Source organism: Novosphingobium sp. HNCC26DJ243, assembly GCF_057180545.1.
This window is the reverse complement of sequence record NZ_JBXUGN010000008.1, coordinates 64014-85130: the sequence shown is the minus strand read 5'-3', so window position 1 is coordinate 85130 and position 21117 is coordinate 64014. Positions and strand designations below refer to the sequence as shown.

The 21117-nt window shown below is 62.8% G+C and carries 18 protein-coding genes; 7 read left to right on the top strand and 11 right to left on the bottom strand.

What is annotated here, in order from left to right; all coding sequences use genetic code 11:
* Positions 1-44 precede the first annotated feature (44 nt).
* From AC2A04_RS17535 to AC2A04_RS17525, 3 genes are read right to left on the bottom strand one after another with little or no spacing between them, the layout of a single operon-like run.
* Entirely contained in the window at positions 45-755 is a 711-nt protein-coding gene (locus AC2A04_RS17535; protein WP_484213653.1) for an ABC transporter ATP-binding protein, read from the bottom strand.
* A complete protein-coding gene (locus AC2A04_RS17530; protein WP_484213652.1) occupies positions 752-1567 on the bottom strand; it encodes an ABC transporter permease in 816 nt (271 codons plus the stop codon). The genes AC2A04_RS17535 and AC2A04_RS17530 overlap by 4 nt, the downstream gene beginning before the upstream one ends.
* Positions 1557-2621: a KpsE/RkpR family capsule polysaccharide export protein gene (locus AC2A04_RS17525; RefSeq protein WP_484213651.1), complete on the bottom strand. Its 1065-nt coding sequence runs from the start codon at positions 2619-2621 to the stop codon at positions 1557-1559. The genes AC2A04_RS17530 and AC2A04_RS17525 overlap by 11 nt, the downstream gene beginning before the upstream one ends.
* 257 nt (positions 2622-2878) lie before the next feature.
* Between AC2A04_RS17525 and AC2A04_RS17520 the strand changes: the two genes are divergently transcribed.
* From AC2A04_RS17520 to AC2A04_RS17510, 3 genes are all read left to right on the top strand, one after another.
* Complete coding sequence (locus AC2A04_RS17520; protein WP_484213650.1) at positions 2879-3823, top strand: acyltransferase; 945 nt, start codon at positions 2879-2881, stop codon at positions 3821-3823.
* Between the two features lie 122 nt (positions 3824-3945).
* A complete protein-coding gene (locus AC2A04_RS17515) occupies positions 3946-5163 on the top strand; it encodes a polysaccharide biosynthesis/export family protein (protein WP_484213649.1) in 1218 nt (405 codons plus the stop codon).
* A gap of 52 nt (positions 5164-5215) precedes the next feature.
* Positions 5216-6679, top strand: a complete 1464-nt coding sequence (locus AC2A04_RS17510) for a hypothetical protein (RefSeq protein WP_484213648.1) — start codon at positions 5216-5218, stop codon at positions 6677-6679.
* A gap of 18 nt (positions 6680-6697) precedes the next feature.
* On the opposite strand, the gene AC2A04_RS17505 is transcribed toward AC2A04_RS17510, so the two are convergent.
* From AC2A04_RS17505 to AC2A04_RS17480, 6 genes are all read right to left on the bottom strand, one after another.
* Positions 6698-7888, bottom strand: coding sequence for a glycosyltransferase family 4 protein (locus tag AC2A04_RS17505; RefSeq protein WP_484213647.1), 1191 nt, complete (start codon positions 7886-7888; stop codon positions 6698-6700).
* Complete coding sequence (locus AC2A04_RS17500; protein WP_484213646.1) at positions 7885-8658, bottom strand: DUF5672 family protein; 774 nt, start codon at positions 8656-8658, stop codon at positions 7885-7887. The genes AC2A04_RS17505 and AC2A04_RS17500 overlap by 4 nt, the downstream gene beginning before the upstream one ends.
* Positions 8655-10127 (bottom strand): glycosyltransferase family 2 protein, encoded by a 1473-nt coding sequence (locus tag AC2A04_RS17495; RefSeq protein WP_484213645.1) that lies wholly within the window; start codon positions 10125-10127, stop codon positions 8655-8657. The genes AC2A04_RS17500 and AC2A04_RS17495 overlap by 4 nt, the downstream gene beginning before the upstream one ends.
* Before the next feature lie 188 nt (positions 10128-10315).
* On the bottom strand, positions 10316-11125 hold the full coding sequence (locus tag AC2A04_RS17490) for a 3-deoxy-manno-octulosonate cytidylyltransferase (protein WP_484213644.1): 810 nt from the start codon (positions 11123-11125) through the stop codon (positions 10316-10318).
* Positions 11126-11142: 17 nt separating this feature from the next.
* Complete coding sequence (locus tag AC2A04_RS17485; protein WP_484213643.1) at positions 11143-12141, bottom strand: KpsF/GutQ family sugar-phosphate isomerase; 999 nt, start codon at positions 12139-12141, stop codon at positions 11143-11145.
* A 309-nt stretch (positions 12142-12450) separates the two neighbouring features.
* Complete coding sequence (locus AC2A04_RS17480) at positions 12451-13506, bottom strand: phytanoyl-CoA dioxygenase family protein (protein WP_484213642.1); 1056 nt, start codon at positions 13504-13506, stop codon at positions 12451-12453.
* Positions 13507-13809: 303 nt separating this feature from the next.
* Between AC2A04_RS17480 and AC2A04_RS17475 the strand changes: the two genes are divergently transcribed.
* Both AC2A04_RS17475 and AC2A04_RS17470 read left to right on the top strand, forming a co-directional pair.
* Positions 13810-14646, top strand: a complete 837-nt coding sequence (locus AC2A04_RS17475) for an inositol monophosphatase family protein (protein WP_484213641.1) — start codon at positions 13810-13812, stop codon at positions 14644-14646.
* 22 nt (positions 14647-14668) lie between these two features.
* Complete coding sequence (locus tag AC2A04_RS17470) at positions 14669-16303, top strand: capsular polysaccharide export protein, LipB/KpsS family (RefSeq protein ID WP_484213640.1); 1635 nt, start codon at positions 14669-14671, stop codon at positions 16301-16303.
* A 15-nt stretch (positions 16304-16318) separates the two neighbouring features.
* Here the strand turns inward: AC2A04_RS17470 and AC2A04_RS17465 are convergent, their stop codons facing one another.
* The gene (locus AC2A04_RS17465; RefSeq protein WP_484213639.1) at positions 16319-17560 is read right to left on the bottom strand and encodes a capsule biosynthesis protein; all 1242 of its coding nucleotides are present in this window, start codon (positions 17558-17560) and stop codon (positions 16319-16321) included.
* A gap of 316 nt (positions 17561-17876) precedes the next feature.
* Here AC2A04_RS17465 and AC2A04_RS17460 point away from each other — a divergent pair, with 316 nt between their 5' ends.
* Positions 17877-19334 carry an LTA synthase family protein gene (locus AC2A04_RS17460; protein ID WP_484213638.1) on the top strand — a complete coding sequence of 486 codons (1458 nt, stop codon included), beginning with the start codon at positions 17877-17879 and terminating at the stop codon, positions 19332-19334.
* On the opposite strand, the gene AC2A04_RS17455 is transcribed toward AC2A04_RS17460, so the two are convergent.
* Complete coding sequence (locus AC2A04_RS17455) at positions 19331-20116, bottom strand: SDR family NAD(P)-dependent oxidoreductase (protein ID WP_484213637.1); 786 nt, start codon at positions 20114-20116, stop codon at positions 19331-19333. The two genes, AC2A04_RS17460 and AC2A04_RS17455, sit on opposite strands and share 4 nt — an antisense overlap.
* A 323-nt stretch (positions 20117-20439) precedes the next feature.
* Between AC2A04_RS17455 and AC2A04_RS17450 the strand changes: the two genes are divergently transcribed.
* Entirely contained in the window at positions 20440-21096 is a 657-nt protein-coding gene (locus tag AC2A04_RS17450; protein WP_484213636.1) for a sterol desaturase family protein, read from the top strand.
* Positions 21097-21117: the final 21 nt, after the last annotated feature.

The following is a 21117-nucleotide window of genomic DNA, read 5'->3' as shown; positions in this document are numbered from 1 at the left end:
CAGAAATGTGCGGTGGAGGGGCCGGGCGCTGAAAAGCCGCCCGGTCAGTCCTCGTTGATGATTGCAGGTTCGGGAAGTGGCTCGGCACCGGGCTGCGCCATGCCCATCAACATGCGCTTGTAGCTCCAGTAGGCTTCGTCCGGATCCTCGTATTCCTCGATCCTGCCATTGCGCAGGAGCAGGAAGCGGTTGCAGGTGCTCTGCAGATATCCGCGACTGTGCGAGACCATCACCATGGTCTTGTCCTTGCGCTTCTCGAACAGTTCCTGCTGGCAGCGTTCTCTGAAGCTTTCATCGCCGACCGCCATGACCTCGTCGACCAGGTAGCAGTCGAAATCGATGGTCATCGAGATGGCAAACGCCAGCCTTGCGCGCATGCCCGAAGAGTAGGTCATTACCGGTTCGCGCAGGTAGGAACCGAGTTCGGTGAACTCCTCTACGAACGCCAGCCGGTCGTGGAAGTCGACGCCATAAATCCGGCAGATGAAGCGCAGATTGTCGAGCCCGGTCAGGCGGCCGTGGAAGCCCCCGGTAAAGGCCAGCGGCCACGATACAGACATGGTGCGCTCGACGCTGCCGCTGGTGGGTGGCTCGGCACCGGCAATCATGCGGATCAGCGTTGATTTACCTGCGCCATTGCGGCCCAGGATGCCTACACGGTCACCGGGATTAACGACGAGGTTTATCCCGTCGAGAATGGTGCGTACGCCTGCATTCGAGGGATACTGCTTCACGAGGTCGATGACGCGGATCATTCCTGATCTGACCCCTTGCCGGCCTGGCGGATCAGGGCAAAACCGGTGAATGTCAGCACGAGATTGAAGACCACGACATAGTCCACGTAGTAATGCGCGATCATCTTGGTACCGAACCAGCCCTCGCGGATGATCTCCACGCAGTTCAACATCGGCAGATAGAGCATGATCTCGCGCCCGCGCTCAGGCAATGCATCGGCGATGAACGCGGTTCCCGACAGTGGCAGCAGGATATAGGTCATCGGCGGCCACAGCTTGGCGACGACATCGAACTTCTCGGACAGGCCGCCCAGGGTCAGCGCAAGTCCGGCCCCGAACCAGGCAAGCAGCAACCAGCCGCCGAGCACTTCCAGGACGTCTTCGGGCGGGAGAACCCACTCGGCCGCCCAGAAGAACAGTCCGAGCGCCACGAAGCTGGTCGAAGCCGACAGAAACTCGAGCATGAGACGCGCGAGATAGACGTCGGGGATCTGGACCTGGCGATGAAACAGCAGCGAACGGTTGCTCTCGAGCGCCCCGATGCAGCGCGCCGGCATGTTGCGCCACAAGATGAGCGATGAGTAGCCCGTCAGAGCAAACGCCTCGATCGGCAGGTCCGACCCGTGGATCGTGCGGGTTGCCGTCCATAGCGCGGTGACCACGCCGGTAAACAGCATCGGCTCCACGAAAAGCCACAGAAAACCGATGTTCTTGCGGCCGTAGCGCGTCAGGATTTCGCGGAGAAGCAGTGCCCACAGGACGCGTCCCTGCAGGCCGATGCTTTTCGTCAGCGAGGGCTGTCCCCCGTTGAGGGGGACGAGGTCATTGGGCATGTTCTTTGATGCCGGCCAGCAGCATTGATGCGATGCCCCAAGCCAGCAACCCGAGTGCCAGAGTTGCCAGAATGCCGCGCCAGCGACGCGGTTCGATGGGGGAATCAGGCAGGTTCGGCTGCGCAATCCGCTGGACGTAGGCTTGCTGACGGCGCGCGTCGTTCCGCGATTCCTGGAGCGATGCCAAGGCGGCGCCGAGCTGCTTGTCCGCAAACTCGTTTTCAAGGAACAACCGCTGGTATTGCGCCGAGTTGGCAGCAAGCGACTTGTCGCTGCCCGTCAGGGTGCCGGTCTGGTCGCGGATCTCGTCGTTCAGCGTACGGATGCGGTTCTCGATCGCCGGGATCTGCGGGTTGAGCGGCGTGAACTGGCGCAACTGGTTCAACTGCGTCCGCGCAGAAATGAGCTCATCCTGCAACTTCGAGATCATCTCGAGCTTGGCCGTCGCCTGTATTTCCGGATCGACCACGCCACGCTTGTTGCGGAAATTTGCCAGTGCAGCCCCTGCCTCGCGTGCCTGACGCTTGGCATCGTCAACTTCGACGAGCGCGAACTTGATCATGTCCTCACGACCGCGCTGGTTCATGCGGTTGATCGTATCTTCCGACATGCGCAGGATCTGCTCGTTGATCGTGCGAGCGTCCTCGGCGGTATAGGCCCGGACCGTCAGCGTCGATATCGAAGAGGTGACGTCGGTCTCGACCTTCACCTTGTTCAGATAGTACTTGTAGAGCTGTTCGAACGAGCTGCCGTATCCAAGCGTGCCGAAGCGTTCGACAAAGAAGATGTCAGGACGCTCGACGGCTTTGCGGAAAGTGCCCTTGGTCTCGATCGCGCGAAGGGCATCGCGCGATTCGACGTAGGCCTTGGCCGCAAAGGACTCATTACCACTGCTGCTGATGCCGGCGGCGCCCGCAAGCGCAAGGCCAATGCCCGAGGCGGCAGGCTTGTCCGGACTGCGCACGACGAACTTCGACTCCGAGACGTAAACGTCGGAGGCAAGAAAGCCGAAATAGAGAATTGAAATGGCAGTGGGGATTACTACGCAGATCAAGAAGAGCCGGTTAAGCTTCTTCGCCCCATCAAGGATATTCAACGCCATAGTCCAGACATTTCTTTCGGCTCACTCCCACGCCCACGGGGCGCGATCGTAGCCCACATGGCGTCAAAACCTGATCTTTGCAAATCCAATCTCGCCCGACGCGGTGAACCGATCCAACCTTCGCGCAAAGCCAACTCGACACTGCGCCGCTCGCTCTGTAGTCGTGGTGGCGCAAGAATTTCGATGGGTGCAGGGTGAAAGCAGGTAAAGTGCTGAAGGCGTTGTTCGGGTATCTTTCAGATACGGCGAAAGACCCGCAGGTCGATCCGGCGCCGGTCGCTGCAAATGAGGTTGCGACGCCCGAAGCAAGTCCGACGGCCGCTGGCGCGCACGATGCAGTCGAACCTGCGCGCCCGGCCGAAGCGCCAGCCCTTGCGGACGGGGCCGACACGGGAGGGCAGACTGCCGTCCCAGAGAACCGGCGTTTGCGTCTGACTGGAGATCTGGACGCGAACCAGATCGAGATCGGCGAGAATATCGTGATCGTCGGGGAAATCCGGGGGCATGGCAATGTCATCCAGATTGAGGGCACCCGCAACCCGCAGAAGATCTACGTCAACATCCACGGCAACCACAATCGCCTGGTGATCGGCCGACGCTCGCTGATGCAAAGCCTTCGGGTCGACATCGGCTCAAGGCGGTGGCTCAGTTCGCACTCGCGCCTGATCATCGGCGAACATTTCTCGATCGGCAGCAAGGGGCGGTTTCTCCTGCCCAATTCCGGTAATGTCGTCGAAATCGGAAGCCATTGCATGTTCTCCAGCTCGGTCCAGCTCCGTGGTGGCGAGTACCCGCATCTGATCTTCGACAAGGAAACCGGTGAGAATCTCGACCAATCCGACGGTATCTACATCGGCGACCATGCCTGGGTCGGAGAAGGCGTGTTCATTGCCAAGGCGGTGACGATCCCTTCGGACACGATCGTTGGCGCCCGCAGCGTCGTGACCAAGCGCTTTGACGAGCAGAACACGGTCATTGCCGGAAATCCGGCGCGGGTGGTCAAGCGAGGCGTCCAGTGGGTGGCAAATGAATTCGTTCTTGAGGCAAGCCACCCTGATCTCGTGGACAAGTTCAGGGAATCCCGGACAAGCAGATTGAGTGCTGAACAGCCCGAGACTGCCGCAAACGCTGACGACGCGTTTCAGGAACTTTGACAGCGCGCAGCTTCAGTTCATGGGCAGCGCTTATGAGTTCGATTGAAATCGATCCCTTTTCGCCCTAACCGCGAAGGGCAACAACTGGAATTGCAATGACCCAACGCCGGAATTCAACCGACTTGACCTCGACATCATCCAGCGTGAGCGCGTCTTGCCGCTCGCCTTTCGTCCGGCTTGCGCTGGTCGGACTGTTGTCGACCGCGCTGGCCGCCTGCAGCACGCTTGGCAGCAGCGGACCAAATGCGCGCAACATCCGCAAGGCTGATTCGACCCAGGTCGTCGGCGCGGACATCAAGGTCATTGATGTCGATGAAAGCGTTGCCCGCGCACTGATGGCAACTTCGCAGGGCGAACGGTTCTCCGACGTGCTTGGCGAAGGACGGCCCGTCGGGGCGGTCATCGGTCAGGGCGACGTGCTCAACGTGACCATCTGGGAATCGCCGCCGGCCGCGCTCTTCGGGATGCTGGGCGACAAGACCGACGTAAAGGCCTCGACCGATCTCGAAACGGCGAAGATGACCGACATGCCGCAGCAGATGGTCGACGGTAACGGTACGATCTCGCTGCCCTTCGTCGGTACATTGCGCGCCGCAGGCCGCACCCCTCGCCAGCTTGAGGCCGATGTCGCGGCGCGTCTGCGCGGCATTGCAAACAAGCCGCAGGTGAGCGTCGGCATCATGCGCAACGCAACCGCCAACGTCACGGTCGTGGGCAAGGTTGCAACCAACGGCCGGGTTCCGCTGACGCCGCGCGGCGAACGGCTGCTCGACGTTCTGGCGGTCGCTGGCGGCGCAACCGAGAAGCTTGAGCGCACGACCATTCAGGTCACGCGCGGGCCGCGCGTCGTTTCGATGCCGATGGAAACGCTGGTGCGCGATCCGCAGCAGAACATCCGGCTGCAGCCCGATGACGTGGTGACGGCGATCTACCAGCCATACAGCTTCACTGCGCTTGGCGCGGTCGGCACGCCGTCCGAGGTCGATTTCGAGGCGACCGGCATCACCCTGTCGCAGGCTTTGGGCCGGATCGGCGGGCTTCAGGACAATCGCGCCGACATCAAGGGCGTGTTCCTTTTCCGGCTTGAGGATCCCAAGAACCTCGATCCCGCAACGGTCGCCGGTGCCAGCCTGACGCCCGACGGCAAGATGCCCGTGATCTATCGCGTGGACCTTGCCGATCCGCGGACGTTCTTCCTCGCGCAGAGCTTCCCCATGCGCAATCGCGACGTCGTTTATGTCTCGAATGCTCCGGGCGTGGACCTGCAGAAGTTCGTCTCGATCATCTCGCAGACGGCATTCTCGATCATCGGCATTTCCAACGCGGTGACCGGAAATTGACGTGGCAAGGGGTGGGGCCCTTTTGAAAAACCCCTACCCCATCAGCCCGCGCATGGCGTTCGCTGGTGGTCTGCGAATGTTGCGCACGCTCGGCGTCGCAACGCTGCTGGGATTGTCGTCCGGTTGCTCTGCAGCGCGCGAGAGCGGGGCACTGACTCTGGCGCAGTTCGGGGCCGTCGGCGATGACAAGGCCGACGATACGAAGGCGCTGCAGAAGGCGCTCGCCGCCTCGAACGGTCGCTGCCTTGATGGCCAGGGGCGAAACTATCGTGTCCGAGGCACTCTGCGCGCCGCTGGAGACCTCTGTCTGGTCAACACTCGGTTGCGACAGGACGTGGAGCGTTATGACACTCGCCCCTTCATTCGGGGGGCCTGCCCGATCGTGCGCTCCGCCGATGCCGTGGCGAGCTGTTCCGACCCCCAACTTGCTCAAGGTGCGCCAGACAGGCTCAAGTCCTACCTTTCCACCCGAACGCTCCTGATCCGCCCTGAATCGGATGCACCACGCACCAGCGTCGTCCTGCGCAATGTCCGGATCGACCGCGGCGATGATCCATCCTCGGGCGCGCGAAGCGAGGCGGCAGGGATCTGGATCGGCTATGCACGCAGCGTCGTGCTTGAAGATGTGGAGATTACCGGAGCCGGCAAGGGCTTCGGCCTGATGATCGTCGATGCGGACAAAGTTCGCGTCACGCGGCTCAATATCCATGATCTGGTCTGGGCTCCTTACGCAGGCGACGCCGAACTGACCATTCCACGCGTCTCCGCGCAGGGTTGGAACACCGCTCCGATCCGCGAATTCCGCTTCGCAGGTCAGCAAGGTGCCACAGCCGACGGTTTCCTCGGGGTACGCGTCCAGGAGCAATTGACCTGCGTAATGATCGTCCGCACGACCGACGTCGTCATGCGAGAGACCCGGATTGCCGGCTGTCGCGCGCGCTTTGCCGAAGGTGATCTCCCGTGGCAGGCAGATGGCATCAGCATCGGTGAATCGACCTCGGGCGTTTCCATCTCTGACTCCACCATCACTGATACGTGGGAGGGCATCGACATCGTCGGCGGCGGCTCCGGCGTGCGTAACGTGGCGATCGATCGCGCCCGCATCGACAACAGCTTCGGGTACGGCGTGAAGGGGGGCTATTCCCTGAGCAACGTCTCGCTGACTCGCAGCCATGTCAGCAACTCGGGGCTTGCAGGCGTTGTGCTGTATGGGCCGGTGTCGGGTGCCGTGGTTTCGCAGACCGCGATTGATGGCGTGGGCCTGGTCCGGTTTGGCAAGGAGATGGTCCAGCCCTGGAAGCAGGAACGCGCTGGCGTTCTGGTCGAGCAGGGGAGTTCCGCTCAAACCAACAAGTTCTTTCCAAAGGACGTCACGCTTGATCGGGTCGTGGTAAACGGCGGCAACGCCTGCCGTTTCGGCTTGCTGAACGCGACGCCTACCCGCCTGAAACGAAACGATGTGCGGGCAGAGGGCTGCGAATTGTCGAGGCAGGAACCAACGTCAGCCGGCGAATAGGCATCCGGTGCGGATCGCTCAAAGCGATCTGAGCCACTCTTCGACCATGGCGATATGCTGCTGCCAAGTGGGGGGCGAAAACGTGGCCAGCGCGTCAATCTGGCGGTTGCGATCGCTATCGTCGCCTGTGTAGGCGGCTATCGCGTCGATCCACGCCGCGTCGTCGCCGACATCCAGCAGTAAAGGCACGTCGCCCGCGATCTCGCGATAGACCGCAAGATTGTTGGCGATCACCGGCGCGCCCAGCATCATCGCTTCAAGAACCGGCAGTCCATAGCCTTCGATATGGCTCGGCATCAGGACTGCGCGGCAATGCGCGATCAAGGCCGCTAATTCCCCGTCGTCGCAATGTGAGAGTTCGACGACCTTGCCATTGCCGTTCGGCCCAGACTCAACCGACTGCTGGTCGAGTTCGGCAAAGACTTCGTCAGCCATCCATCCGCGCTGCCCGACGAGGACAAGGTCGGGCGTATCGGCGCCCATTTGCCGGCGAAGGAATTTCCACACGCGCAAGAGAAGTGCGTGATTCTTGCGCCCCTCGATCGTGCCTATGCAGAGAAAGTAGGGACGGCTTCGTGGCGCCGCGCCGCCGGTTTGGCTCAGGGGTTCGATCCCGAGGTGCGCCACTGTCGTAGGGGGCATGGCGAGGCGCTCGCACTCGGCAAAGCGGGCAAGTTCCTCCCGCGTGGCGACCGAGTTCGCGATGATCCCCGCTGCGCTGCGCAAGGCCTGCCGCATCCGCTGCGCATGTCGTGCGTCTTCTCCGGCTCGGCAGTATTCCGGGTGCGTGATCGGGATGAGGTCGTGGATGAGGTACACAGGCCTCATGCCCGATCGGGCAAGCCACTCGACAAGGCCCGGCGCATTGAGCCCGGTATGCCCCACGTTGAGCAGGAAGCGGTCCCGCACATCGGGAGCAGAGACGGCGCGGCGCAAAAGGGCAGAGACGATCAGCAGGGCAAGTCGCAACCGGAACGTCCGCCGGGCACCCGAAGCGAGCAGTCTGAACAGCCTCTCGCTGGGGCCTGCGTGCATGACCAGCCGCAGGTTGCGCCACTGCACAAGAGCGAGCGAACGCGAGGCCAGCGCTTCAAGATAAGCCTGGCACACGCGATCGATCCCGGTGGGCAGGCGGTCGCCACCCAATCGCCAGAGCAACCGGCTGACGTCGAGCACGTAAGGACGATCGCGAGTGGGGAGTCCCGTCACGCCAGATACCTGTCATGCAAGAAGCGCCACGCCCGTTTCAGTCCATCGGGACCACGCAGCAAGGCACGCAGCAATGGCCAGAAATCGGTCCTGACCGTTGTCCGGTCGTCCAGCTGGCAATAGATTTCCCAGAACGCACCCAGGCCCACCGCCTCGGGAAGGTTGAATACGCCGTGGAAGCCGAAAGTACGTTTGGCCACATGGTCACGCTCGAAGGAAAAGCGTGCCGCGCTCGCGCGGTCGGCAAATTGCATGCCGCGTTCCTTTTCTAGCCAGTCGCGATTGAGGCGCGCCACGACAAGGTCTTCGGCCCGGCCATCGTCGACGAATTGCGGCTCGAGGCAGCATTCCATGAGGCGCTTGCTGCGCAGCGAAAAGCCACCGTTGCCCACGTCGTGACCGTCGGAGAACTGCGGCCACGGGGCCCCGATGTAATCGCAGTCAAGAAACGCTGGGTCCCAAGCGCCGGCATCGAGAATGAAGCCATCCCATTGCACGATCAGGCAGTGGCTCGTCTCCACCCAGCGGACCAGATCGTGCAGCACAAAGCGCGAGTAATCCGCTGACGAGTGCAGGCGCGGAATTCGCACTTGCTCGATGCCGTCAGGAAGGGCGATCCCCTCGGCGTCGCTGAACAACAGGGCCCGTGCGAAGTCGCCCTGGGCGAGGCATCGGACCATGGCGCCGATCGTCGCCTCGACATTGACGCAGGCAGCAGCGCAGAGCGTCACCTGCGGAAGGACCAGCGGGGGCGCTGCAGGCGTCCTCACAGGCGGACCACGAACTGTTCGCCGAACTGGCTCAGCTCGGGATGGTGGTAGGGATCGTGAATGCGGTCTGTCGCCCACTTGCGCTTCAGCGCGGCAAGCTCACCGGCGAATCGTGCCTTCTTGACCGGGCTGTCGTCGAGCCCGCGCGATTTCGATTCGTGATGGATAAGGCAGGCCCGCGCTTCGTAAAAGCTCTGCCATCCACGCGCGTTCAATTTGAGGCAGAGATCGACATCGTTGAACGCGACCGTGAAGTTTTCGCCGTCAAAGCCGCCCACCGCTTCGAAGCGGTCCTTGCGCACGACAAGGCAGGCCGCCGTGACCGCACTGATATATTGCGGCAAGTGCGCGCGGCTGAAATAGCCCGGCTCCTGGTCGGACTGCATGCGATGCGCATGCCCCGCACCACCGCCCACGCCGATCACGATGCCCGCGTGCTGGATCGTCCGGTCGGGATAGAGCAGCCTTGCGCCGACCGCGCCGACATTCTCGCGCATGGCGGCAAGCGCCATGGTCCGCAACCAGTCGGGATCGATGACCTCGATGTCGTTGTTGAGCAGGCAGATGAGCGGTCCCGCAAGCGATGGCACGATGGCATTGTGCAGGGCCGCGTAGTTGAACGGACCGGGAAATGCCTCGACCCTCACGCCCTCGCCCCGAAGCTCGTCGAGGTAGGCAATTGTGGCAGGATCGTCCGAATCGTTGTCCACGACGGTGACGTCGAACGAGGGATATCGTGTTGCCGCGAGGCCTGCCATGCACGTGCGCAGCAGCGCAACATGATTGCGGGTGGGGACGATCACGCTGACGTGAGGGAAATGGCGATCGTCTGCCATCGCCGGGACCGGAGGGACGACCGGGGCTGGGCGGTTGCGGCGATGATGCAGTACGAGCGGGATATGCACCGGCTCGGTTGAAAAGTCGAACGCGTCGTTTGGCCAGATTCCCTTTATTGCTGCAGGATCGCAGGCAAACACGCAACTGCCTGCCAGATAGTCATGGTGCTGGAACAGCTCAATGTTCCAGTCCGGCTTGAAGTGCGGCTGCCGGCGTGCGCCTCTGGCATCGATCAGGTCGTCATCGGCATAGATGACGGTGGCATCGGGAGCGCGCGCGATCCGTTCACGATATGCCTTGATCGCCGCCGGGGCGAGACGATCGCCGCAGCCAAGGGCCAGGATCCACGGCTTGCCAGCCGCTTGACCAAGCCATGTTGCCAGCGCCGGGATATCCGCCAGGGGATTGGCGTCCCGGGAGTTGCTCTCGTTGCAGCCAAGCAAGGCCACCCGAGGCCGCTCGCCCTGCATTGCTCTGATCGATGCCAACGTATCGGCCAGTCCGTCTGATCCAGAACGACAATCGATCACGACCGTGATCGCAGGAGCATCGACTGTCCCTGAAACTTCCGCCAGAAGCGCGGGCTCGCGCGAAGCCATCCACAAGGCATAGGCGCGGGGCGAGTGGCCCATCAGGGCCGAAAACCTGTGCCGTGACCGCAATCTCAGGCCGCGAATGCGCCAGCCGACGCCTTGAAAATACAGGCCGGGCTGCGCCGTCATCGCATCAAGATGCACGAGCGCGCGCAGCAAGGCTCGGCGGACCCGGCCCTTGCCGTCGCCGTCAACCTTCCGCGGATGCGCGGACGGTGCCATGTGGTTCAGACGATTCCTCGCTCTGCGAGGATGCGTTCGATCACGGGCACATCGCTCGGGTTGTTCAACTCGATCGAATCCCAGTCGAGCGGATCGAGATGGACAAGGCCGACGGTCAGGCCAAGATCAAGGAAGCGGAGCTGCTCAAGGCCCTCGAGCTGTTCCAGTTGGCTGACCGGAGCGGCACTGTAGAGGCGCAGCGCTTCAGGTCGGTAAGCGTAGAGGCCAAGATGCAGGCTGACCGGCGGGAAATCCGCCAAGGCAGCGTCCTGCGGCAGGTAGGGGATCAGGCGCTTAGAAAAGTAAAGCGCGCGGTCCGTGCTCGTGCCGACCACCGTGGTGCCGCCGACGCGCCCGTTGGCAGCGTCCTCGGCCAGGTGGGCATAGACCGAGCGGGAACAACGCACGGCAGGCGTGGTCATCACGAAATCGCGGTTGCCTTCAAGCTTGCGCACGAGATCATGCACGACATGCGAAGGAGAGAGCGGAGCGTCACCCTGCAGGTTGACGATCACTTCCGCCACATCGCCCAGTTTCCCGATCGCGTCGGCGCAGCGCTCGGTGCCGTTGGCGCAACTTTCGGCCGTCATCACCACCTGGCCGCCAAAGCCGTGCACTTCGTCGGCAATGCGCTGGTCGTCCGTCGCCACCCATACACCGGCGCAACCTTCCACCGCGCTGGCACACTCCCAGCTGCGGCGGATCAGGGTCTTGTCGATGCCGGTTGCGCCCTTCAGCGGAACCAGAGGCTTGCCCGGGTATCGTGTCGATGCGTAGCGGGCGGGGATGATGATTGCGAAACTGGGAAGCGACATTTCCAAACGATATCCTGTCAGCCGAGGCCGATGCGGACAAAGTCGTGGAGATGGACGATACCACTCGGAGTCCGCCGGCGTTGATCGTCGATCTCTACCACAAAGGCGGTCGAGATCTTCAGATCGTTGAGCAGTTCCATAGCGGCTTCGGCGCTCATGTCACCATCAAGGCACTTGGGCACGGTTGTCATCACGTCGCGGGCGGTGACTGTCGAAAGCGAGGCGAAATGGCGGCGAAGGTCGCCATCGGTAATCACGCCCAGCAGAAAGCCCTGATCGTCCACGATTCCGGCAATGCCGAAGCCGCGCGATGTCATGACCGAAATCACGTCGGGCATCCGTGTTTCAACGCCTACCAGCGGAAGCGAGCCACCCGAATGCATGATTTCGCGGACGGGCAGCAACCGCAGTCCGATCGCGCCGCCGGGATGCAGGATCTTCATGCCATCGCGCGAGAAGCCCCGCATGTCCATGACGGCCATTGCCAGCGCATCGCACAAGGCAAGTTGCAGCGTGGTCGACGTGGTGGGAGCAATGTTGGCGCGGCAGGCTTCGCGTGCCGCAGGGATGCAGAGCTGGACGTTGGCGTTGCGCATCACCAGCGATTCCCGACGCGAGGCGATGCCGATCACGGGCACGCCGATGGCCTTGGCGTATCCGAGAAACGCATGAAGCTCTGACGTCGAACCCGAGTTCGAGATGACCACCAGTACGTCGCCGGGGACCAGCATGCCGAGGTCACCGTGCGCGGCCTCGCCGGGGTGGACGTAGCCCGCAGGCGTACCCGTGGCAGAAAACGTTGCGGCGGCCTTGCGTCCGATCTGGCCCGACTTGCCCATGCCCGTGACGATCACGCGCCCGCGCGCGTCAAGGATTGTGCGGCAAGCCTCGACAAACGACTCATCGAGGCTTTCCTCGAGTACCTGGAGGGCCTCGGTCTCGATCCGGATGACTTCGGCGCCACGGGCGAGGATCGCCTTGCTATCATCTCGCGACAAAACGTTTACGCTTTCCATGGCTTCTACTCTTGTGAGTTTTGGAACGGATTTTCAGGTCAGGCAATCTGCAACTCTTTCGATCGTCGAGCGGTTTCCGGCGACGATCCCTTCTCCAACAAATCAGCGACCCGGCAATTGATTCCGATCATTATTGCACTGCAGCATTTTAACAGAAACGTCGAGCCGTTGCGATGCACAAACTTTGTGCGCTTGATCACAGTTCCCAGACAAGAAACGCATTTTTCGAAGTTTCCGCTGAATCTGCCTCAAGGCTCAACTGGTTCAAAATGGACAAAACTTCCGGAGGCGTTGGAGACAAACCGCGCATCACGGACTCGCGAAGTCGCCCGCCGGGGTGCGCACGCCGACTGCGCGCCAAGGCTGGCCTGCCACATGCGCGAACCTGTCGCGCAGCGCCCAGACCCAGTTGATCCGGCGTTCGGCTATGCCCGGCAGGCTCAGGATGTCGCCTCCGATGAAGGGAAGGAAGGGATTGCGGCGGGCGTATGACCAGATTTCAACCCGCTCGGTCGAACGCACGGAGCTGCCCCGCGCATGGAATCCGACGGTGTCGGCCACGACAAGCGTGTTTGCAGGAACGCTGAGAGCCTTGGCGGCAGGCAAATCCATGGCATCGAGATCGGCGCTCCCGACCCTTGGCGAGCCTCGGGCGGTCAGGCGGTCGAGTTGCGCTGCCGGGATCATGCTGCGGCGATGTTCCCATGCAAGGCGCAGCGGCGTGAAGCGATGGGACCCCGGCACATAGGTAAACGGTGCCTCGTCGTGCTCGACGTCGTTGAGGAAGAACCAGGCCTTGAGCGACGAATGGAAGGCATCGGCGTGGAGCGCTTCCTGGGGATCGCCGTTGGGCTGTGCGGCTTCAGGCGGCACATGCGTGACGATCGTCTGGATATAGTGCAGCGGCTCGGTCCTGAAGCTCGCGACATAATGGAAAAGACTGCGGATGTCCTTGCGGGTCAGCAGTGTGCGCAAGGCGGGAATCGTCGCGAACATCTGCGGGTCGATCGCCAATCGCCGCGTGATGGCATCGCCCTGGACCATTTCCCGGGCTGCGCCATTATACTCCAGAATGGCCTGCCGCAGGCTGCCGAACTCCGCTGCCGGGAGCAGGTCAGGAATGGCGACAAACCCGTCACGATCGAATGCCGCCCGCCATTCCGGTCGAACATGGCGGGCGAGCCGCCAGCGCCGGAAACGGCATAGTGCAACGGCCAGCTTTACGCGGCCAAGATGAAGTCCGAGACGATTGAGCCGCTGCGAGCCGATGATCGGATTGTCGAGAAAGCTCTTGGCCGAAGTCGCCAGCTGCAGCACCCAGACCGGGAACAGCAAGACACTCTTTGGCAGGGCGTGCAGTTTCATTCGAACCTGTTTTTATCTTTGGCATTTTCGCCTCCCACGCGATTTTGTGCAATGCAACCTAAAAGCGACTGGCCATTTGCAAATTGCGACGAATTGTTGGCCTGCTATTCTGCCTGCCTCAGCACCACCGTTGTGTGGCTGACGACAATGGCCTAGGGATCGCACGCCGCCTGATCGTGTACCGGCGGACTGACGACAAGGCGCCCTGCGGCGCGCGTGATGGCGGGACGATGCGACCAATTATGGATGGGACACGGCTTAAACTCTTGTCCCTGCATGCTTTCCTTGTAACCGGACGGCGTCATGGATGAAGCACTCGATCGCGCGGTGGCCAAAGCCATGCGCGAGGCTGCACGACGCGCTATCCTGCCGCGCTACGTTCCCGGCCAGGCCCTGGCAGCAGATTTCAAGTCCGTGGGTGAGGCCGTGACGGCGGCCGATCGCGAGAGCGAAGCGATCCTTACGGAACTGCTGCAACCGCTCCAGCCCGGTGCGCATGTCGTCGGGGAGGAAGCCGCTCATCACGATCCCGGGCTCCTCGATCTTCTGGGGCAGGGCACTTGCTGGATCATCGACCCGCTCGATGGCACCGGAAACTTTGCGGCGGGTCACCAACCCTTCGGGATGCTTGTGGCGCTGGCCGATCAGGGCGTACCGATTGCTGGCTGGATCCTCGATCCCGTCACCGACCGCTTCTGCGCTGCGCAGGCCGGATGCGGCGCGACGATTGACGGCAACCTGTTCCACGTTCCGCAACTGGCCCCGCCGCGCCCGCAGGTCGCCGTGACCAAGCTCTTTGCAGATCAGGCCTTCCGCACCCGGGTCATCGACGCGCTCGGGAACACTTTCGACATGGTCGACAGTCCGCGTTGTGCTGCCGACCAGTACCCGCGCGTCGCAACCGGCGGGAACCACGCGACCATGTTCACGCGCACGATCGCATGGGATCACGCGGCCGGCGTGGTGTTCCTCAATGAGGCAGGTGGACGGGCCCTGCGGCAGGACGGCACCCCCTATCGCTGCGAAGAGCCCGATGCCGGGCTGGTCATCGCCACCGACGCATCACACTGGCAAGCCGTGGTGGACGCGCTCGACGAGGCCGGGCTGCAATTGGCCGGAGCGCACCTTGCCAGCCGCTAGGCCCGCTGATCCGTTCCTTCGCGTGCCGCCCTTTCCGGGGCAACGCGCGCATCTCCTCGCAACTGCACGGGACGAAGGCGGCGATGAGGGGCCAGACCCGGGCCGCATTGTGGCCGCCCTGCGCCGCTGGCGGGTCGGCTCCACGTTCTGGGCCGCTGCCGCCGCGCTTCCGCTGGGTCGCGATGTCATCCTTTGCGCTTCGTCTGATACCCGCATTGCGGCACTGGTCGACAGGGCCAGAGAACTCGGGCTGCTTGACCGGGCCGTCGTGCGAGGCAGGTCGCCCGATCCCGCGATTCCCTCGATTCCGGTCGAATGCGATCCGTGGCAGGCCTGCGAAGGTACCACCATCCTGGCTGACGCGGACGATGAATGGGCGCTGGTTGCAGCACTGTCTGCGCGCCCGTTGATCGTCGAGGGCTCTGGCCGATACGCCGACCTTGGCGTTGACTCCCATCTCCGAGAGGCTGCGCTTGAACGGGTCGTTGCAGCGCAGTTGATCCAGGCCTGGTCCTGGGTCGATCCCTGCACGGGGCAGAAGTCATCTCTGCCGGAAACGATCGCGCTTCTCGGCCATTGGCGCGGCTTGATCGAAGCCAATCGAGGGACTGCGGCGATTTTCGGCGTTGCGAAATGGAAACGGGTCGCGACCGATGCGCTGCTGTGGGACGGCACTGGGCCGGTCCGTTATGCCAAGGCATCAGCAGCCACGGCGGCTGCCTTGCCTGCCGGTTCGCTGGCCGTGGCATGGATGGCACGCACTGACGCCGCACTGATGGGCTCGCTTCAGGGCGCAGGCGTGCGGGTCGGTGAGATCGAGGATGGCATGATCCGTTCCAACGGTCTTGGCGCCAACTGCGTGCCTCCGCTGTCGATCGTGGTCGACACGAAGGGGCCGCATTTCGATCCGTCGCGACCGAGCGAACTCGAGATCATTCTCCAGACATACGAGATCGACGCCGACCTTTGCCGTCGCGCAGCGAGCCTGCGAGAGAGTGTGGTCGCTCGCGGGATCGGCAAGTACGGGCATGACGCGATTGTCGTCGGCCAGCCAGAACGTTCGGCGCAGGGCAAGCGCACCGTGCTGGTCACAGGGCAGGTCGAGGACGACCGGTCGATCCTGTGCGGGGGTGCAGGACTCGACAATCTTGAACTGCTGCGCCGGGCACGGGCGCTCGAACCCGAGGCCTGGATCGTGTTCAAGCCGCATCCCGATGTCGAGGCCGGGCACCGCAAGGGCCATGTGCCCGATGCCCGCGCGCTGCACTTTGCCGACGAGATCGACCGCAGTTCCTCGATTTCGGCGCTGCTCGCCCGGGTCGATGGGGTTCACGTCATCACATCGCTGGCCGGGTTTGAGGCCCTGCTGCGCGGTTGCGCGGTGACGACCCATGGCGTGCCATTCTATGCAGGCTGGGGCCTGACCCGAGACATGGGACCGGTGCCGGCTCGCCGTTCCAGAACGCGGACGCTCGACGAACTCGTCGCGGCGGCACTGATCCTCTACCCGCGCTATCTTGACCCGGTGACCCGCCTGCCGTGCCAGCCTGAACTGCTCATCGAACGCATGACTGCAGGCCAGGCCACGGTTCGTACTCCGCGCATCCTCTTTCGCGAAATGCTTGGGCGCCTGCGCCTGTTGTTGCGGCCCAGATGACCTGTTCGGGCTGACTTATTCGGGCAGCATGGCCCGTCCTTCAAGCCGGGCTATGGCATGGCGCACGACCTTTTCCAGCGCCTCGTCGGAGAAGAAGCCTCCGGGAATCAGGCAGCGCTCGATCAGCACCCGGCGGAACGCTGCAAAGGTTTCCTCGTCCGGGGCAACGGGCCTTTGCCAGAAGGCATCGAGACCATCCTGGAAAGTGATGTCCGGAATGTCGTAGACGGCATGTCCAAGAGCGACGACCGGTACGCCCATGGCAAGACCAAGGGTTCCGCTCGTGCTGTTTATGGTGACCATGCCTTGCGCCCTCTGGGCAACGGGTACGATGTCACCCCAGCTCAGGTAATCGACGCGGTCGGCAACGCCGAACCGCGCCGCCATGTCGGCCGTCTCAAGGCGCCAGTCGCGCACGCCGTTGTCGAGCGGGTGCTCCTTTACGACCAATCGCGCATTGGCCGGAGCATTGGCGGCAAATGATCCGATGATCAGCTTCAGGGCATCGGCGATCCCCGCAAACGGAGAGTGCAGGCGGATCTGGGCATCGGAATCGAGCTGCAGCGGAAACAGGAAATACGGCGCTTCCGCCGTCTCCAGCCTGGCAAGAAGTTCGGCGGCCTCGGCAATGCGCTCCTTGCGCCGGCTAAGCTTGCGCAGCCACCCCATGCCCTCGACAAGCGGATGCCAAGGGCGGTGGTTGTTCCAGTGGGGATAGTACCACCGCGAAAGGACGTCGGCGAAGTTGTAGAGCAGGCCTTCGGTCGCGCGACGGCGGAACGAGGATTTGACCTGTCTGTGTTCGGGGACGGGCGGCAGCGTGCTTGCCGTTGTCCGGTACCACTCGGGGTCACGCGGCAGGGTCGAGTGTCCGTTGACGCCGCCCAGTTCAAGCGTGACCCAGTCGGGCCGAATGTAGCCTTCCTCGAAGACATGGACGGCAACGCCCAATTCCCGACATACGCGGGTTGCGATGAGGTGGTGATCGCGGCAATCGCCGAAGAGAACGACGTCGCTGATTGCTTTTTCGCGAATGAGGTTGGTGAAGGCGTCGGGCCAATCGGCAAGCGAACCGCGGTAGTCGATGCCGCCCGGGAGACGCCAGAACGCGCGGTCACCGCCGTTGAAGTTCACCTTGTAGACCCTGTGGCCAGCCTTGATAAGGCCCCGGCCCAAGACCCGGAACAGCGGGCCCATCAGGCCTTGCAGCAGAACTATGTTCCGCTTCTCTCCGAACCGGACTGTATTGTCTGTCATGCTGGATGTGGATGCAGCGTGATTCGCGAATTCGGACACCGGTCAGGCTTCCCTGACAATCGATTTCAGCAACGCGATTCCAATCATTTTGCAGCAAAACAAGAACATCGAACCGGCCCCGGCCCTGTTGGTGCGTTAGCGTCAGCCCCTCATTTCGGCAAGCTGACTTGCCCTGACATGAACAGCCCGGAGCAACCGGGGGTTTGTTTGATGACAGTCGTTTGTCACCGGGGTAAGGGCAGTCGTCGGTCCAGGGTACCATAGAACGTTACATGCAAAGTCGCGGATGCTGATAGAACTGTTGATTGTGGGAGGCATGCTTGCGGCATCGGTTCTGCTCGACGCGGCGGTCTTTCCGCGTTCGTCGGGCGTCGGCCCGGTTGCTCTGCGGAGCCTTCCGGGCGTGTGGTTCCAGAGCCTGCTTCTTGCCACAGCAGCCGGTCTGTTCCTTGCCCTGACCGGTAATCCGGTCGCTGCCGCAATCCTGGCCCTTGCCGCAATGGGCCTGCTTGTCGTGGTATCGAATGCCAAGCATCGCGTGCTTGGCGAGCCCCTGCTTTTTTCGGACCTTGCACTATTCGGCGCAGTATTCCGCCACCCGCAGTTCTATCTGACCGCTCTGCGGACGTGGCAAATCCTCGCCATTGTTTTTGGTGCGGTGACTGTCGTCTGGCTGCTGTGGCGCCATTCGGTTGCAGATGCGATGCCGCATGCGTTGGGGCTGGCGCTGCTGCTGGCGGGTCTTGGCGTGATTCACGCCAGCATGCGTACGCGCTGGGCCCGATCGTTGATGACCCGGCCCGACGCGGAAACCGATGTCATGCGGCACGGCCTGCTGGCGACACTTCTGGTCTACTGGCTGCGCTGGCGTGCATCCACGAAGCCCCCTGCCGCGCCTGCTTTGGCGGAACAGAACACCACGGCTTCGGACGACACGCCGCAAGTCGTGGTCATCGTCCAGTGTGAATCCTTCGCGGATCCGCAGGACATCTTCGGGGCTGAAGCCGATCCGCTGGCTGCACTGTCAGCGGCGCGCAAGTCGGCCTGGCAGGCGGGCAATCTGCAGGTCAGCGGCTTCGGTGCCTACACGATGCGCACAGAATACGGGGTCGTGTTCGGGCGCGACGACGCTGCGCTTGGCTTCAGGCAATACGATCCATTCCTGACCGCGCTGGACGACCCGACCTATGCCTTGCCCAACCGCCTTGCCGGTCTGGGCTGGCGCAGCCTATTCCTGCATCCTCATGACATGCGCTTCTACGGGCGCGACAGGATCATGCCTGCAGGGGGCTTTGCCGAGCTGGTAGGGCAGGACCGGTTCGCGCCACCTGCACCGGGCGAGGGGCGCTACGTTACCGATGCAGCCATGGCGGACGTGATCGTTGAACTGGCGCGGGCGGCACAGGACCAAACCCTGTTGTACGCCGTGACGATCGAAAATCATGGGCCATGGAAGGCGTCTGCCGATGGCTCTGTCGACCTGGCAGCCAGCTACCTCGCGCTCGCCAGAAACAGCGATGCAATGCTCGAACGCCTGTCGTCGGAGCTCTCGCGGCTTGGGCGCCCGGCAATGCTCGTGTTCTTCGGCGATCACCGCCCGAGCATTCCCGGCCTGTGCGATCCCGGTAACGCACGCCATACGCCTTACGTGATCATGCGCTATGACGCTTCCGGACGCCCGCTGACCGGCGATGGCCGCCAGATCGATCTTACGCCGGCCCAGTTACACCATGAGGTACTCGCGCTTGTTACCGGCGGACGGGCCGCCTTCTAAGCGGGCGGGGCGAGCGAGGGCAGCAGGCGGGCGCGAAGCCACATCGGCAAAAGGCGATCCAGCAGCCTTAGCAGCGCAAAGGGCCGGGGCATGATGGCATGAGCCTGTCCCGCTGCCGCAGCCCCGGCTATGCGCCGCGCTGCATCGTCTGCGCCCAGTATCAGCGGCTTGGGACCCGGCACGCGGCGCGCCGCGGCCGTATCGATGAAGCCGGGCGATGCTAGCGTCACCGACACGCCATGTGGACGCATCGCGATGTGCAGAGCCTCTGCAAAGCGCGCGAGGCCCGCCTTGCTCGCTGCATAGGCTGCGGCGAATGGCAGTGCGTGAAAGCTGGCGGCCGATCCGATCAGAATGATCGTGCCACGGCGACGCGACGCCATTCGCGCAGCCATTTCGGCGGCCAGCGTCGCCGGTGCCGATAGGTTTACCGCCATGACGCGCGCGACAAGCTCCGGGCTCTCGAAAGCTCTCGCGCCCTCGCGGATGTCGCCGACACCGGAAGCCACGACGCACAAGTCGAAGGGCTGGCGCTCATCGTGTTCGCGCATCGCTGAAAGGGCGGCATCGATGTCGGTAATGTCCACAGAATGCATTTCTGCCTCGGCGCCTGCCTGACGACATGCGGCGGTGATCGCCTCAAGTCGCGCCCAGTCTCTGCCCCACAAGGTGAGGGTGCATCCCGAACGTGCATAGTGGCGCGCCAGCGCGCCGCCGAGCTCACCCGATGCGCCGATAACAAGGGCGTGGGTGTGGCTGGCTGACATGGATGGGCCCGACATGGAGGAAGTGAGGTCCGACACGATGCGGACATCGGGCAAGAGGCGTTGCGCGTCAACAATTCAGCAACGGCGATTTTATCATCCAATCCGGGGGAGATTCCCAAGCATCGCAAGTCTGCCCTTGCCTCGGGCGGAGCTGGATCGCGGTCGGACCAGTCAACGATCCGCGATTACCAGACTCTGTTGCAAAAACCGGTGTGATAGTTGCGGAATTTGCCAAATATTCGATTCTGCGCAGTACTTTGGTCCGCAGGGCGTGCTTCGAGTGCTGCGGGACACTTATCACTTGACACCCGCGCGCACTTTCTGTTCCGACTGCCCGAATGAATGATCGTGGCCGAAAACCGCAGCGCGTTACACTTTTCGAGAGCAAGCAGCTTGAAGCCCTGACTCTCATCTCAGCGAAATCGTTTGCGATTCTGTGGGCTCTGGGTCTCCCGCTGATTGCCCTGGCGGGCTGGAATACAACCGATGCGGTTACCGCCTGCATTCTCGTGTTCGTGGGGCTGCTGGTCTGGTTCCTGACCGAATATGTGGCGCACAGGTTCCTGTTCCACTGGGATACGGATGCGGCCGTGGGCAAGTGGCTCGTGTTTCTGATGCACGGCAATCACCACGTTTCTCCCAACGATCCCTTTCGCAACCTCATGCCACCGATCGTCAGCATTCCGGTCGGTCTGCTGGTCGGAGCGATCTGCGTTGCCATTGTCGGCCCTTCCGGCACCTGGATCCTTCTCGGTTTCATGTCGGGTTACGTCGCGTACGATGCGGTGCACTACGCATGCCACCAGGCGTCGATGCGAGGCACGGTGGGTCAGGCGCTCAAGCGCCACCACATGCGGCACCATCATATCGACGAGGCGGGCAACTACGCGATTACCGCAATCTTTCTCGATTATCTGTTCGGCAGCGCCATCACGTCCGTCGCGGGCAAGTCGGCCGCGCGGCACGGGGCGCGTCAGGAACCGCCGACAACGTGACGCGAACCGCCTGCGTTTACC